The organism is Sphingomonas sp. Xoc002 (genome assembly GCF_050408055.1).
GTDB classification, from domain to species: Bacteria; Pseudomonadota; Alphaproteobacteria; order Sphingomonadales; family Sphingomonadaceae; genus Sphingomonas; species Sphingomonas yabuuchiae.
In genome coordinates this window covers 2881894-2896875 of the sequence record NZ_CP191175.1, presented here as the reverse complement: position 1 = coordinate 2896875, position 14982 = coordinate 2881894, and the positions used below count along the sequence as shown (strand labels likewise).

Genomic DNA, 14982 nt, shown 5'->3' with positions numbered 1-14982 from the left:
CGGACGCGCGAGCGGCATGGGATGTTCCGGGCGCGGACGGCAGGGCGATGCGCTTTGACGAAACCCAGGCCGCGACGCTGGAGTCGATCCTGCGCTGGCGGCGTGACGTCCGGCACTTCCGGCGCGATCCCGTCGACGAAGCGCTGCTGGCCCGACTGGCCGAGGCGATGGCGCTGGCCCCCTCGGTCGGCAATGCCCGACCCTGGCGGGTGATCCGGGTCGAGGACCCTGGTTTGCGCGCCGCCGTCCGCGCCGATTTCCAGCGATGCGACCAGGCGGCGGCAGCGGACTATGCCGGTGAGCAGGCTGCGGCGTACCGCGCGCTCAAGCTGGCCGGGCTGGATGCCGCGCCGGTGCAATTGGCGGTCTTCACCCATATCGATCCGGCGGCGGGCCATGGGCTGGGCCGCCGCACCATGCCCGAGACGCTGCGCCAGTCGACCGCGATGGCGATCCACACGCTGTGGCTGGCGGCGCGCGCAGCCAATCTGGGGATGGGGATGGTGTCGATCCTCGTCCCGGGCGCGATGGAGCGGCTTTTCGCGGTGCCGGAGGACTGGGCCTTTACGGCGTATCTGTGTCTCGGCCATGCCGAATGGGACGACGATACGCCGCTGCTCCACCGGGCCGGGTGGCAGGAGAATGCACCGACCCGCTGGGAGGTGCGGTAACAAACTTTCTCCCCTTCCGGGGGAGGATCAATCCTCCGCGGCGGCCGAACTGGTCTGTTGCTTGCCCAGCCTCTGCTCGCGCCAGACGATGAACAACCCGCTGGCGATGATCACCGGCGCGCCTGCCCAAGTTCCCGCCGTCGGCAGCACCCCGAAGATCAGCCAGCCATAGACGGTCGCCCAGATCAGCCCCGAATAATCCATCGGCACCACGGCCGCGACCGGTGCCAGCCGCGATGCGCCGGTCAGCGCCAGCTGCCCCAGGCCGCCCGCCAGTCCGATCGAGACCAGCACCACCCAGGTCAGCGGATCATGCATCTTCAGGTGGAAGGCGTATGGCACCGCGATGAAGGGCAGGGTCAGGACGGTGAAGTAGAAGACGGTCGTGGTCGCGGGCTCGTCGCGCAGCTGGCGCAGCACGATGGCGACGATCGCGACGAACATCGCCGCCATCAGCCCGACGCCCGCCCCGAACAGCGACATGTCGCTCGCCCCCGGCCGCACGACGAGCAGCACGCCCGCAAAACCGACCAGCACCGCGCTCCACCGCTGCAAGCCCGTCTTCTCGCCCAGCACCAGTGCGCCGAGCAATGTCGCGAAGATCGGCACGGTGAACTGGAACGTCGTCGCCTCGGCCAGCGGCAACAGCATCACCGCGCCAAAGGTGAAGACCATGCCGACCAGCCCAACCATCGCTCGCTTGGCATGCCCCTTGAGCCGCCGGGTGCGCAGCGACGCCAGGCCCGGCCCCGCCAGGACGAAGGCGAGCACGACCGGCAGCGCGCAAAGCTGGCGGAAGAACATGGTCTCGGACAAGGTCGCCCCGCGCGACTCGGCCAGCTTCACGAACGCCGACATGGTCGACAGGAAGAAGATGGCGATCAGGCGCAGGCCGATGCCTTTCAGCACGCGGTCATCGGACTTGGGGGACATGGGGCGCCTCCTAGCCGCTGTGCGACTATGGCGAAAGGCCGCAAGCGTCCGCCCTCTTGGCGAAACCGGGTCTTTGCCGCTATCGGGCGGGCATGAAGCATGCTCTGTCCGTCACCCGCGACGCGGATTTCTCCGCCTGGTATCAGTCCGTCATCGCCGAGGGCGATCTGGCCGAGGAATCGGGCGTCCGTGGCTGCATGGTCATCCGCCCCTGGGGCTATGGCATCTGGGAGCGCATCCAGCGCCTGCTCGACGATCGCATCAAGGCGACGGGGCATGAGAATTGCTATTTCCCGCTGTTCATCCCGCTCAGCTATTTCGAGAAGGAAGCCGAGCATGTCGACGGCTTCGCGAAGGAAATGGCGGTCGTCACGCATCACCGGCTGATCGCCGATGGCAAGGGTGGGCTGGTCCCCGATCCCGAGGCAAAGCTGGAGGAGCCGCTGGTCGTGCGGCCGACGTCGGAGACGGTGATCGGCACCGCCTTTGCCCGCTGGGTCCAGTCGTGGCGCGACCTGCCGGTGCTGATCAACCAATGGGCCAATGTCGTCCGCTGGGAAATGCGCACCCGCATGTTCCTGCGCACCGCCGAGTTCCTGTGGCAGGAAGGGCATACCGCCCATGCCACGGTCGACGAGGCCCGCGCAGAGACGATCCAGATGCTGGAGGTCTATCGCAGCTTCGCCGAGGACTGCCTCGCCATGCACGTCATTGCGGGCGAGAAGCCGGAGAATGAGCGCTTCCCCGGCGCGGTCGAAACCTATTCGATCGAGGCGATGATGCAGGATGGCAAGGCGCTTCAGGCCGGGACCAGCCACTTCCTGGGCGACAATTTCGCGCGAGCCCAGAATATCCGTTTCCAGAATGCCGAGGGCGGGCTGGACTTCGCACAGACGACCAGCTGGGGCGTGTCGACCCGGATGATCGGCGGCATGATCATGGTCCACGGCGACGATGACGGCATGCGTGTGCCGCCCAAGGTTGCGCCGTGGCAGGTGGTGATCGTGCCCATGCTGCGCGACCAGCCCGAGGACGAGGCGCTGCTGAGCTATTGCCGCGACCTGCAAAAGGAACTGGTCGGTCAGTCCGCGCTGGGCGAGCCGATCCGCGCGATGGTCGATGGCCGCGCGCAAAAGGCCGCCAACAAGCGCTGGGGCTGGGTCAAGAAGGGCGCGCCGGTGATCATCGAGGTCGGCGGTCGCGACATGGCGGGCGGCAACGTCTCGGTCATCCGCCGCGACCGGCTGTACCGCGAGGACGGCAAGCTCGATTCGGTCGTGCATCCGCGTGGTGATTTCGTAAGCGGAGTCGCCGATCTGCTGGCCGACATCCAGGGCGAACTCCACCGCCAGTCGGCCGAGCGGTTGAAGGCGCAGATCGTGCCCGTCGACGACTGGGCAGGCGTCGAGGCGCATTTCGCGGACGGCGTGAAAAACCCCGGCTGGGTCGATGTCCGCTGGGCCAAGCCCACGGGGGCGGAACTGGAGCAGGTGGTCGAGAAGCTGAAGGGGCTGAAGCTGACCATCCGCAACGCGCCGATGGGCCAGACCGGTTGCGACGACGGTCCCTGCATCTTCACCGGCCGCGAGGCGGTGGAGCGCGTGCTGATCGGCCGGGCTTACTAACGGAACTCCCCCTCCCGCAGGCGGGAGGGGGTTGGGGGGAGGGCCGGAGGTCTCACCGAGACCATCGCTCGTGGCGTTTCCCTCCCCCGGCCCCTCCCGCCTGCGGGAGGGGAGAAGAAGAGGGGGCTTAACTCGCTACCAACCCCGCCCATGGCAAGTCCGGCCCCGCGGGCACGATCCCGGTCGGGTTCAACTCCAAATGACTGGCATAATAATGCGTCTTGATGTGATCGAGATGCACCGTCGCCGCGATCTCCGGGATCGCCAGCATCCGCTCCAGCAAGGCTTCCAGCGCCGGATAGTCCTGCACCCGCCGGACATTGCATTTGAAATGCCCGTGATAGACCGCATCGAAGCGGACCAGCGTGGTGAACAGCCGGATATCCGCCTCGGTCATCCGATCACCGACCAGCCATTCGCGCCCCTTCAGCCGCGCTTCCAGCGAATCCAGTTCGGCGAATAGCGGGCCGACCGCTTCGTCATACGCACCTTGCGTCTTGGCGAAGCCGCATTTGTAGACACCGTTGTTCACCCGGTCATAGACGGTGGCGTTGACCGCATCGATCTGTTCGCGCAGGTCCGCAGGGTAGTAATTCCCCTCCCGCGCGCCCAGCCCGTCGAACGCGGTGTTGAACATGCGGATGATCTCGGCCGACTCGTTGCTGACGATCGTATCGCGCTGCTTGTCCCACAGGACCGGCACCGTCACCTTGCCGCTGTAACCGTCGCGAGCTCGGGCATAGAGCTGCCACAGATAGTCCGCGCCATGGAGCGGGTCGCCGGTGCCGCCGCGCTCGGTGGCGAAGGTCCAGCCATTTTCGCGCATCAGCGGATCTACCACCGACAGACCGATCATGTCCTCCAGTCCCTTCAGCGCGCGGACGATCATCGTGCGATGCGCCCAGGGGCAGGCATAGGAGACATAGAGGTGATAGCGCCCCGCCTCCGCACGGTGGCCGGTCTGGCCATCGGGGCCAGGCTGGCCGTCCGCCGTCACCCAATCGCGGAAACCGGAGTCGGGGCGTTTGAAGCTGCCCTTATCGTCCGATTTGAACAGCCCGTCGGCGTGCCAGACGCCGTCCACCATATTGCCCATGCGTGTGTCTCCTTCGGAGAAGGTACGCATGGGGCGGGGGAGCGATCCCGATCCTCCCCGGCACGGGGAGGGGGACCGCCGCGCAGCGGTGGTGGAGGGGGCGTGCCGAAAGAGGTGTCCTGTGTGGCAATCCCCCTCCACCAGCTTCGCTGGTCCCCCTCCCCGTTCCGGGGAGGATTTAGCGCCGCTTGCCGTTGTGGCGGATGTTGGCGGGCCTTCCGCGCCGTTTCAGCACCCGGCGCGGTTCGGGGGCGGCACCCTTGCCGTCGGGCAGCTCGAAGCGCAGCGCGCCCGATACCGGGTTCGCCTCGGCCAGGCGCAGCGGCAGGCGCTGGCCCAGCTTGTAGATTTCGCGGCTCTTCTCGCCGAGCAGCTGCTGCGACGACTCGTCGTAATGGAAATAATCGCCGCCCAGGTCGCGGATCGGCATCAGCCCGTCACCACCCACGCCGTCGACGGTGGCGAAGAAGCCGAAATTGGTGACGCCGGTGATCCGCGTCTCGACCACCTGGCCGACATGCTCGGACAGATAGGCCGCGACATAGCGGTCGATCGTCTCGCGTTCCGCCTCCATCGCGCGGCGCTCATATTGGCTGATCGAGGTGCCGAGCCGCTCCATCTCCTCGCCCTCCGGCAGCAACCCGCCATCGCCCAGCTTGTACGCCCCGACCAGCGCACGGTGCACGACGAGGTCGGCATAGCGCCGGATCGGCGAGGTGAAATGCGCGTACGACCCCAGCGACAGGCCGAAATGCCCCTGATTGACCGGGGCATAATAGGCCTGGGTCTGCGAGCGCAGGATCTGCTCCATCACCTGCGGCTTGAAGTCCGCGTCGCCGATCTTGTCGATGATCCGGTTGAAGGTCGCCGGGCGGATCACCTGTCCCATCGCAAATGGAATGTCGAAGGTTTCGAGATACTCCTTCAGCGCGACCAGCTTGGTGCGGCTGGGCACCTCATGGACGCGGTACATGACGGGGGCTTTCTTGGCCTCCAGCGCCTTGGCGGCGGCGACGTTGGCCGCGATCATGTAATCCTCGATCAGCCGGTGCGCATCCAGCCGGGCCCGCGGCGCGACCGACAGGATACGGCCATTCTGGTCGAGCACCACGCGCCGTTCGGGCAGGTCGAGGTCGAGCGGCTCGCGATCGTCGCGCGCCTTGGCCAGCGCCGCCCAGCAGTCCCAGAGCGGCCGCAGGGCCGTCTCGGTCAGCGGGTGCGACAGCTCGCCGTCGATGGCGGCCTGCGCATCCTCATACGCGATATTCGCCGCCAGCCGTACGACCGCGCGGGTGAAGCGGAAGCTCTTGAGCTTGCCGTCCTTCGTCACCTGCAGATGACAGGCGAGCGCGGCGCGGTCCTCGCCCTCCTTCAGCGAACAGACATCGGCCGACAGGATCTCGGGCAGCATCGGCACTACCCGGTCGGGGAAATAGACCGAGTTGCCGCGCCGCCGTGCATCCTTGTCGATCGCCGAGCCGGGGCGGACATAGAAGCTGACATCGGCAATGGCGACGATGGCGCGCCAGCCTTCCGGATTGGCGGGATCGTCGTCGGGCGCGGCCCAGACCGCATCGTCATGGTCGCGCGCATCGACGGGGTCGATCGCGACGATCGGCAGGTCGCGCAGGTCCTCACGGTCGTCGCCCAGCGGCTGGCGCGCGACACGTTCGGCTTCTTCCAGTGTCTCGGGCTGGAAGCGGTCGGGAATCTCGAATTTGTGGATCGCGATCAGCGAGAAGCTGCGCGGGGCGAAGGGATCGCCCAGCCGCTCGACCACCTTTGCGGTGATGCGCGGCGGACGGCCCGCCTTTTCGGCCAGCACCAGGTCGCCCGCTTCCGCGCCGCCGGTGTCCGACACCATCATCTCGCGCCGGTCCTTCTTGTCGACGCTGGTCAGCCAGAAACGCCCCGCCTCCTCGCGCAGCACGCCCAGCACCTGTTCGGAGGCGGGCGCGATCGTCTTCATGACATGCGCGATCCAGCCGCCGCCCGCTTCCTCGGTACGCGCCAGCACCCGCTGGCCGATGCCGAGGCTTCCGCGCTTGCGCTCGCGGATGCGGAGGCGAGGGATGGGGACGCCGTCCGCCTCCCAACGCTCGGGCTGGCCCCAGACATTGCCGCCGTCATCGACATCGACGACGCGCAACACCGTCACCTTGGGCAGCCCGCCCATCTTGTGGAACGCGCGGCCGGGGGCGCTGTCGATCAGCCCTTCATCGGCCATATCCTTGAGCAGCGCCTTCAGTCCGATCTTCTCCTGCGCGGAGAGACCGAAAGCACGTGCGATCTCGCGCTTGCCAGCGGGCTGGTCCGACTGTTCGATGAAGGCGAGGATTTGCTCACGGGTCGGCAGACCCGGCTGGGGTTTTTTCATCAGACGGAGATAGGGGGTAGGGGAGGCGGCGTCACCCCCAGCATTCCAATCCCCCCTGCAAGGGGAGGTGGCAGGCCGAAGGCCTGACGGAGGGATGTCGCCATTTGCGAGGACAGCCCGCCATCACGAGCGGTTACATCCCTCCACCATGGTTCGTGTTTAAGCGAGATTGTGCCCCCGGCACAATCTTGGTCTGCCGGGGGCAGGCCAAAGCTCGAACACCCCCTCCCCTTGCAGGGGAGGAATAGTCGGGTCATGATCCAATGTAATACCAGTATGGCGTAGCGGGACCGACGATTATGATGACATTATGGGCTTCGGCCGCGATCCTGGCGGCGGCTCCGGCGGCGCAGGCCGATCTCGACCGACTCGCGGCGACGCTCGGCTATCGCTACACCATCCTGACCAACCGTCCCGCATCCTGCCCGACCGGCACGCCGCGCTGTTTCGAGGCGGATATCGCCATCGTCGTGCCGGAGGGCGCGCCAAGTCTGCCGGTCGAAATCCGCTACAGCCTGGTCAACCCGGTTCTGAAGATCGACAGCGACACCTTCGACAACCGCACGATCAACGGCGATCTGAACGTCCTGACGCTGAAGCCCGGCCAGCAGTTGAAGCCGGGCCAGACCTATCATGTGAAGCTGACCGGCCTGGGCGCGTTCTTCTCGCGCAATCACATGATGCCCAATGCGATGCTGGCGGCCGAGGGCCTTGCCCCGCGTGTGATCGCCGCGAGCCGGACGGGGACCGATGCCGAGACGGGGCTGGAGACCCTGCCTTTCGTAGCCCCGATGACCGATGAGGCCGCGCTCGCCCGCAGCGCCCCCGACGATCAGACGGTCTGGCGGACCCCCGAGCGCGCCTTTGCTCTTTATGCCGAGCGGGGGGCGGCGACGCCGGTCGATGTCGCGATCCTGCCCCGGCCTGCGAAGGTCACGCGCCCGGCCGGTGCGCCGGTCGATCTGTCCAAGGGATTGCGCGTCACCACCCAGGGTTTCACCCGCGCCGCCATCGCGCCCGCGCTGGCCGGATTGCCGATGGGGACGGTGCCGCTGACCATCCGAAAGCAGGCGGGGCTCGCCGCCGAGGGTTATCGCCTGACCGTGGCCCAGGGCGGTGTCACCATTGCGGCGGCGGATGCGGCGGGGGCATCCTATGCGCTTCGTTCGCTGGCGCAGCAGATGGCGGCGGAGGGGACGACGCTCCGCCCGCTGATCGTCGAGGATGCGCCGCGCTACGGCTTTCGCGGGCTGCATATCGACCTGGCGCGCAACTTCCATAGCAAGGCCGAGATCCTGAAGCTGATCGAGCAGATGGCGGTGTACAAGCTGAACACGCTGCACCTGCATCTGGGCGATGACGAGGGCTGGCGCTTGCAGATCGCAGGCCTGCCCGAACTGACCGAGGTGGGGGCGTATCGCTGCACCGACCTGTCGGAGAAGAACTGCCTGTCGCCGCAACTGGGGGCCGACCCGGCCAGGGATGCGGCCACCAACGGCTATCTGACCGCCGCCGACTATACTGAAATCCTGCGCGCCGCCGCAGCACGGCAGATCGACGTCATCCCGTCCTTCGACATGCCCGGCCATTCGCGCGCGGCGATCCGGTCGATGGAGGTGCGCTACCAGCGGCTGATGGCCAAGGGCGACCGCGCCGGGGCCGAGCGTTTCCGGCTGGTCGAGCCGGGCGACACCACCCGCTATTCCAGCGTCCAGCATTATGACGACAATACGCTGAACGTCTGTATTCCGAGCACCTATCGCTTCATCGACACGGTGATCGACGACATTGCCGCCCTGCACAAGGCGGCGGGGGTGCCGCTGACCACCTATCATATCGGCGCGGACGAGACGGCGGGGGCCTGGGTTCAGTCGCCCGCCTGCAAGGTGATGATGGGCCAGACGGGCATGCAGCCCAAGCAACTGGGCGCCTATTTCATCGAGCGCATTTCCGCCGACCTCGCCCAGCGCGGCATCGCGGTCGCCGGGTGGAGCGATGGCCTGGGCCATACCGACCCCGCCAAGATGCCGCCCAAGGTCCAGACCAACATCTGGAGCAACCTGCACGCGGGCGGCGTGGCCGAGGCGCATGGCCAGGCCAATCGCGGGTGGAAGACGGTGCTGTCGATCCCCGATCTGGGCTATTTCGACATGCCCTATGCCGCCGACCCGAACGAGACCGGCTATGACTGGGCGTCGCGCGGGGTGGACAGTTTCCAGGTGTTCGGTTTCATGCCGGGCAATCTGGCCGCCAACGCCGCGCTGATCCCCAATATCCTGGCCCAGCCCAAGGCGATTGCCGACACCGTGCCGCTCCAGCCGGGCCGCAGCATCGCCGGGCTCCAGGCGCAGCTATGGAGCGAGACGGTGCGGCGCGACAGCCAGGTCGATTACATGCTCTTCCCGCGCCTGCTGGCGCTGGCCGAGCGGGCGTGGAGCAAGCCGGATTGGGAGCCCGCTTATGTTGCGGGCACCGGCTATCAGCCGAACGACGCTCGTGTCGATCGGGCCAAGCTGCTCGCCGGGTGGCGGGATTTCGCGGGCCGGATGGGTGCGCAGATGCGACTGCTCGACCGGGCGGGCGTGACCTATCGCCTCGCCCCGCCGGGCGCGCGGATCGTGGATGGCAGGCTGGAGGCGAACACCGAGTTCGCCGGAACGCCGATCGAGTATCGCACCGGCGGCTCGGCCTGGACCCGCTATAACGGGCCGGTGGCGGTGACGGGGGTGGTCGAGCTTCGCACCCGTACCCCTGATGGCCGCCGCGCCAGCCGGACGGTTACGGTTTCGCCGTAATCATGATCAGGCCGGGCGCATCGGCGATGAAGCGGTCGAGCACGCCATCGGCGATCTTGATCGGCCCGTCGAAGCGCACCGCGCCCTTGATGCTCTGCACGGCGGTGGCCTGATCCGCGATCCGCTTGGCATCGGCAAAGTAGCGCGTCGCCGCCGTATTGCCCTGCTCGGCGGCGTCCAGCCCGGCGGCGGTCTGCCCAAGCGCGCGACCCCAGAGCTGCATCGCCTCCAGCCAGGGGGCGGCTTGCTCGGCAAAGGCCGGATCGACCACGCCCGCGCGGATCGTGTCGGGCGCATCGGCCAGCGCATCGGCCTTGGCATGGAGTTCGGCCAGCGCCGCACGGCGTTCGCCCGCGTCACCGTTCGCCAGCGCCTCGCGAACATGGTCGAGCAGCGCCTTCAGCTTGGGTGCCTGTTCCTGCCAGGGCTGGCTGCCGAAGGTGGGGGCGAGATGCTGGGTGTCGAACAGTTCCAGCAGTGCCGCCGTCGCGCGGGCATCTCCTCCAGCCAGATCGCGCGCGGCGTAATGCCAGGTGCGGTCGGCGTCATAGCCCTTGTCGTTCCACCCGAACGCCAGCACCCCCGTCACCGCGACCCGGCTGGGCGCTTCCTGGTTCATCGGATTGGAGAGGATACCGGTCAGCTCGGACGACAGCCCGGCCTCACGCTTGGCATAGGGGGCAAGCAGCAGTCGTCCGGCCGAACTGGCATAGTCGTTGACCGGATAATTGTCCCACAGCAGCGTCTTGCGCCCGAACGCCTTGGTCGCGGCCTTGGCATCGGGAATGGAGATGGCGGGCGGTACGACATCGGTGCCGGTCCATTGCACGACGATGCGCGGGTTCAGATTGGCGCGGAGGGCCGCCTTGTACGGGCTTTCCTTCGCATCATAATATTCGGTCGGCACCATGATGAGCGGACGCGAGGCAGGGTCCTGTTTCAGCAGGTCGGCCTGGACCGCGTTCAGCAGCTTGGACTGGGCGATCCCGGCGGCTTGCGCGCCCGAGGGGCCGAATGCGGCCTTGTCCGCCTCGCAATTCCACTTCTGATATTCGATATCGTCCAGCGCGACATAGAAGCTGTGTACGCCGATCCCGCGCAACTCCGCGAACTTGCGCAGCAGCGCCTGCTCGTCCGCCGGATCGGAGAAGCAGATGCTCGGCCCCGGCGAGATGGCATAGACGAAATCGACATGGTTCGCCCTGGCGCGCGCCGCGAGCGTACCCAGCGCGCTCAGCGTCGCGGCGGGATAGGGATCGCGCCACTTGTCGCGGGCGAAGGGATCGTCCTTCGGGCTGTAGACATAGGTGTTGGCCTTCATCTGGCCGAGGAAGTCGAGATGCTTGGTCCGGTCGGTCATCGACCAGGGCTTGCCGTAGAAACCTTCGATCGTGCCGCGGATCGGCATGGCGGGATGATCGCGGATGGTCAGCGCCGGGATGGTCTGGCGGGCCAGCAACTGGCGCAGCGTCTGGGCGGCGTGGAACAGTCCGTCCGCGTCATGCCCGGCCAGCGTGATGAGCCCGCTGCGACCGGAGGGGAGGATGGTCAGCGTATAGCCTTCGCGGGCATCGTCGGGGCTGGCGTTGCTGCGTGACAGGGCCTCACGGACCGGGGCGGCGCTGTCCGGGCCGATCACGATGGTCGGACGGTCGGGCGAGGCGGGCAGCCGGTTGGCCGTCGCGATCTCCGTGACACCGGCCTTTGTCAGCATGTCGCGCACCAGCGCGGCGGTCTCCGGCTCGGTGCCGGGTGCGACGATCAGCGTGACCGCACGGCCCAGCGTCACCGTGCCATCGCCCAGAGTCATCACGGCGGGGGCGGGGAAGATCGCGGGCAGGGTGGCGGGGCTCGCTTGAGCCGCCGGGGTCAGCGTCGCCAGTGCGATCGCCGCCAGGGCCGCCCCCATTGCTCTGTTTGCCGCCCGCGTCATCCTCAATCTCCGGTATTGAACTGGTATTGTCGGAGCCTAGGGGAGTGGGGGGCGGGCTGCAAGCGCGATTGCGGGTTGGATTTCAATGGGTTGGGGCGTGGCCTTCGACTTCGCTCAGGATGAACGGAGCGGGGAAGTAGGGTCCTGCCAAACCCCCGTTCAGCCTGAGCGAAGTCGAAGGCCAAGGGAATCCCCTCGCCAAGTGGTATTAGACCGGCCCCATCAATCGTGAAATTGCAGGCTCGCCAACCGGGCATAGAGACCGCCGCCCGCGATCAACTCCGCATGCCGCCCCTGTTCGACGATCCGTCCGCCATCCATCACCACGATCCGCTCGGCCGCACGGACCGTCGCCAGCCGGTGCGCGATGACCAGCGTCGTCCGGTTCGCCATCAACCGCTCCAGCGCCTGTTGGACCAGCTGCTCGCTCTCGGCATCCAAAGCGCTCGTCGCCTCGTCCAACAACAGGATCGGCGCATCGCGGAGCAGCGCGCGGGCGATGGTGATCCGCTGGCGCTGGCCACCCGACAGCCGCGCACCGCCTTCGCCCAGGAAGGTATCCAGCCCCTGCGGCAGCGCGCGCAGGAAGTCGGCGGCATTGGCGGCCTCGGCGGCGGCCCAAAGCTCGTCGTCGCTCGCTTCCCACCGGCCATAGCGCAGATTGTCGCGTGCCGAAGCGCCGAAGATCACCGTCTCCTGCGGCACCATTGCGATGCGCGCGCGGATCGCCGCCGGATCGGCATCGCGCAACGACACGCCGTCGAGCGAGATATTGCCGCCCTGCGGATCGTAGAAACGCTCGGCCAGCTGGAACAGGGTCGATTTGCCCGCGCCCGAGGGGCCGACCACCGCCACCGTCTCGCCCGGCCGGATGTCGAGCGAGAAGTCGTTCAGCGCCGCGACCTCGGACCGGGTCGGATAGTGGAACACGACATTCTCGAAACGCAGCGCACCCATCGGGATGACCGGCATGACGGCGGGGGCGGGGGGCGGCGCGATTTCGGGTTCCTCGGCCAGCAACTCGGCCAGACGCTGCGCCGCGCCCGATGCGCGCAATATGTCGCCCCATACTTCGGTCAGCGCCTGGAACGAGCCCGCAACCAGCATGCCCGTCACGACAAACGCGGTCAGCGACCCGCCCGACAGCCGCCCGCTGGCGACATCGGCGACCGCTTCCCACAGCAGCAGCGTCAGACCGCCGAAGAACAACCCGATGACCATTGCCGTCATGATGGCACGCAGCAGGAAGCGCTTGCGCGAGGTGGCGAAGCCGTTGCTGACCGCCAGCTCGAATCGCTCGGCCTCGCGGCGCTCCTGGCCGAACGCCTGGACGACCTTCATAGCGCCCAGCGTCTCCACGGCGGTCGCGCCGATATCGGCCAGCCGGTCCTGGCTGTCGCGCGAATAGCTACGCACCTTCTTGCCCAGCACGACGATGGGCAGGACGATCAGCGGAATGCATACCAGCAGCGACAGGGTCAGCTTGGGCGACAGCGCGAACAGATAGATGGTGCCGCCGATCCCGATCACCGTGTTGCGCAGCGCGATCGACACGGTCGAGCCGACGACCTGCTCGATGATCGCGGTGTCGGCGGTCAACCGGCTGGCGATCTCGGACGGGCGGTTTTCCTCGAAGTAGCGGGGTGCCAGGCGCAGGAGGTTGGCCTGCACCGCGATGCGGATATCGGCGACCGTCCGCTCGCCCAGCCACGACACGAAATAGAAACGGAACGCGGTGGCGATCGCCAGCACCACGACGACCGCCAGCAGCCCCTGGAAATAGGGCGCGATATCGCCGGTGTCGGCGATGTTGCCGAAGCCGTGGTCGATCACCTTCTGGAAGGTGCGCGGGATGAACAGCGTGGCGAGTGCCGCGACCGCCAGCGACACGGTGGCGGCGGCCAGATGCCCCGGATAGCGCAGCGTATAGCGCCAGACCATCTTCAGGTTGCTCAGGCGGCGGCTGGCCGGGACGGGGGGCTCTGCGGATTTGCGGGACGCGGCGGATCTGGCCATGCCGGGGGCCTAGCAGCGTGGGCGCATCGGCTCAACGCCGGGCTATGGGGCCGACGCATCGTTTGGGCGCTTTGGTGCGTTCAGGGGATGTGATGGAGATCATGAACCTGTCATCGGTTCGGCACTATGACCGATCGGCCATATTCTGGTCATCATGCGCAAACGGTTTCGTGATAGGTAAATGCCAGTCACGGCTCCGTCCGGCGGAGCGCAGGGGAATCGACGATGTTGTACGACGCCTATGAAATGCAGCGCTCGATGCTGGCGGGCGCAAGCGCGCTGGCCAATTTCGGGGCGGGGCTGCTCCAGAATCCGGCCAATCCCTTCGCCTATCTGGGCGGCGGTGCGATCATGGGGTCGGCGCTGGAGGTCTTTGCCCATGCCGCCGCCCCGCGCGGCAAGCCCGCTTTCGGACTGACCAAGACCGAGATCGACGGGCGCGAGGTGGTCGTCCATGAAGAGATCGTGCTGCGCAAGCCCTTCGGCCAGTTGAAGCGCTTCCGCCGCGAAGGCGTGGAGGACAGCCCCAAGCTGCTGATCGTCGCGCCGATGTCGGGCCATTATGCGACGCTGCTGCGCGGCACGGTGCAGCGGATGCTGCCGACCTGCGAGGTGTACATCACCGACTGGCGCGACGCGAAGCTGGTGCCGCTGTCGGACGGGCGATTCGATTTTGACGATTATGTCGATTACATCATCGACTTCCTGACGGCGATCGGGCCGGGGGCGCATGCGCTGGCGGTGTGCCAGCCCTCCGTGCCGTCCTATGTCGCCGCAGCGGTGATGAGCGCGGACAAGCATCCCTGTACGCCACGCACCCTGACGCTGATGGGCGGGCCGGTCGACACGCGCGAGGCGCCGACGGCGGTCAACCTGCTGGCGACCGATCGCCCGCACGCCTGGTTCGAGCAGAATGCGATCGCCACCGTGCCCATGACCTATCCGGGTGCCGGGCGGCGGGTCTATCCGGGCTTTCTGCAGCTTGCCGGGTTCATGTCGATGAACCTGGGCAACCACATGATTTCGCATTGGGAGATGTTCAAGCATCTGGTCCAGGGCGACGGCGAAAGCGCCGACTCCACCAAGCGATTCTATGACGAATATCGCGCGGTCTGCGACATGACGGCGGAATTCTATCTCCAGACCGTCGAGCTGGTGTTCCAGCGTCACGCGCTGCCCAAAGGCGAGATGCTGCACCATGGCAAGCGCGTCGATCCGGGCGCGATCACCGATATCGGCATCCTGGCGATCGAGGGCGAGCGCGACGATATCTCCGGCCTGGGCCAGACGCGCGCCGCGCTGACGCTGGCGACCAATCTGCCGGAGGAGAAGAAGCGCTATTACATGGCCGAGAAGGTCGGCCATTACGGCATCTTCAACGGCTCGAAATGGCGCAACCGCATCGCGCCGGTGGTCGAGGAGTGGATCAAGGCCAACGCCTGATCCTCGCCACATCCTCTGTTCGGCCTGCGCGACGTTTGGGACATAGGAAAAACGCCCGGAAGCCTTGGCCTCCGGCGTTTCGCCTTTCAGCAA

The 14982-nt window shown here is 67.1% G+C and carries 9 protein-coding genes; 4 read left to right on the top strand and 5 right to left on the bottom strand.

Features of this window, described 5'->3' with window-relative positions:
* Positions 1-47: 47 nt before the first annotated feature.
* Positions 48-671 carry a 5,6-dimethylbenzimidazole synthase gene (gene bluB / locus ACQR50_RS13110; RefSeq protein ID WP_428968653.1) on the top strand — a complete coding sequence of 208 codons (624 nt, stop codon included), beginning with the start codon at positions 48-50 and terminating at the stop codon, positions 669-671.
* Between the two features lie 27 nt (positions 672-698).
* Here bluB and ACQR50_RS13105 read toward each other — a convergent pair whose 3' ends face one another.
* Positions 699-1604, bottom strand: a complete 906-nt coding sequence (locus tag ACQR50_RS13105; RefSeq protein ID WP_428968652.1) for a DMT family transporter — start codon at positions 1602-1604, stop codon at positions 699-701.
* A 92-nt stretch (positions 1605-1696) separates the two neighbouring features.
* On the opposite strand from ACQR50_RS13105, the gene proS reads away from it, so the two are divergent.
* Positions 1697-3229, top strand: a complete 1533-nt coding sequence (gene proS, locus ACQR50_RS13100; protein WP_428968651.1) for a proline--tRNA ligase — start codon at positions 1697-1699, stop codon at positions 3227-3229.
* 127 nt (positions 3230-3356) lie between these two features.
* On the opposite strand, the gene ACQR50_RS13095 is transcribed toward proS, so the two are convergent.
* Positions 3357-4325, bottom strand: coding sequence for a glutathione S-transferase family protein (locus ACQR50_RS13095; RefSeq protein WP_428968650.1), 969 nt, complete (start codon positions 4323-4325; stop codon positions 3357-3359).
* A 178-nt stretch (positions 4326-4503) separates the two neighbouring features.
* The gene (gene rnr, locus ACQR50_RS13090) at positions 4504-6702 is read right to left on the bottom strand and encodes a ribonuclease R (RefSeq protein WP_428968649.1); all 2199 of its coding nucleotides are present in this window, start codon (positions 6700-6702) and stop codon (positions 4504-4506) included.
* Positions 6703-7001: 299 nt separating this feature from the next.
* On the opposite strand from rnr, the gene ACQR50_RS13085 reads away from it, so the two are divergent.
* Positions 7002-9497 carry a family 20 glycosylhydrolase gene (locus ACQR50_RS13085; protein WP_428968648.1) on the top strand — a complete coding sequence of 832 codons (2496 nt, stop codon included), beginning with the start codon at positions 7002-7004 and terminating at the stop codon, positions 9495-9497.
* On the opposite strand, the gene ACQR50_RS13080 is transcribed toward ACQR50_RS13085, so the two are convergent.
* A complete protein-coding gene (locus ACQR50_RS13080) occupies positions 9481-11430 on the bottom strand; it encodes a beta-N-acetylglucosaminidase domain-containing protein (protein ID WP_428968647.1) in 1950 nt (649 codons plus the stop codon). The genes ACQR50_RS13085 and ACQR50_RS13080 overlap by 17 nt on opposite strands.
* Positions 11431-11652: 222 nt before the next feature.
* Positions 11653-13446, bottom strand: coding sequence for an ABC transporter transmembrane domain-containing protein (locus ACQR50_RS13075; RefSeq protein WP_428968646.1), 1794 nt, complete (start codon positions 13444-13446; stop codon positions 11653-11655).
* Positions 13447-13671: 225 nt separating this feature from the next.
* Here ACQR50_RS13075 and ACQR50_RS13070 point away from each other — a divergent pair, with 225 nt between their 5' ends.
* Complete coding sequence (locus ACQR50_RS13070; protein ID WP_428968645.1) at positions 13672-14889, top strand: polyhydroxyalkanoate depolymerase; 1218 nt, start codon at positions 13672-13674, stop codon at positions 14887-14889.
* Positions 14890-14982 lie beyond the last annotated feature (93 nt).

Coding starts and splice junctions, on each gene's coding strand:
- ACQR50_RS13095 (WP_428968650.1), bottom strand. CDS start 4,325: ATGGGCAATATGGTGGACGGCGTCTGGCACGCCGACGGGCTGTTCAAA.
- ACQR50_RS13105 (WP_428968652.1), bottom strand. CDS start 1,604: ATGTCCCCCAAGTCCGATGACCGCGTGCTGAAAGGCATCGGCCTGCGC.
- rnr (WP_428968649.1), bottom strand. CDS start 6,702: ATGAAAAAACCCCAGCCGGGTCTGCCGACCCGTGAGCAAATCCTCGCC.
- bluB (WP_428968653.1), top strand. CDS start 48: ATGCGCTTTGACGAAACCCAGGCCGCGACGCTGGAGTCGATCCTGCGC.
- ACQR50_RS13080 (WP_428968647.1), bottom strand. CDS start 11,430: ATGACGCGGGCGGCAAACAGAGCAATGGGGGCGGCCCTGGCGGCGATC.
- proS (WP_428968651.1), top strand. CDS start 1,697: ATGAAGCATGCTCTGTCCGTCACCCGCGACGCGGATTTCTCCGCCTGG.
- ACQR50_RS13070 (WP_428968645.1), top strand. CDS start 13,672: ATGTTGTACGACGCCTATGAAATGCAGCGCTCGATGCTGGCGGGCGCA.
- ACQR50_RS13085 (WP_428968648.1), top strand. CDS start 7,002: ATGATGACATTATGGGCTTCGGCCGCGATCCTGGCGGCGGCTCCGGCG.
- ACQR50_RS13075 (WP_428968646.1), bottom strand. CDS start 13,446: ATGGCCAGATCCGCCGCGTCCCGCAAATCCGCAGAGCCCCCCGTCCCG.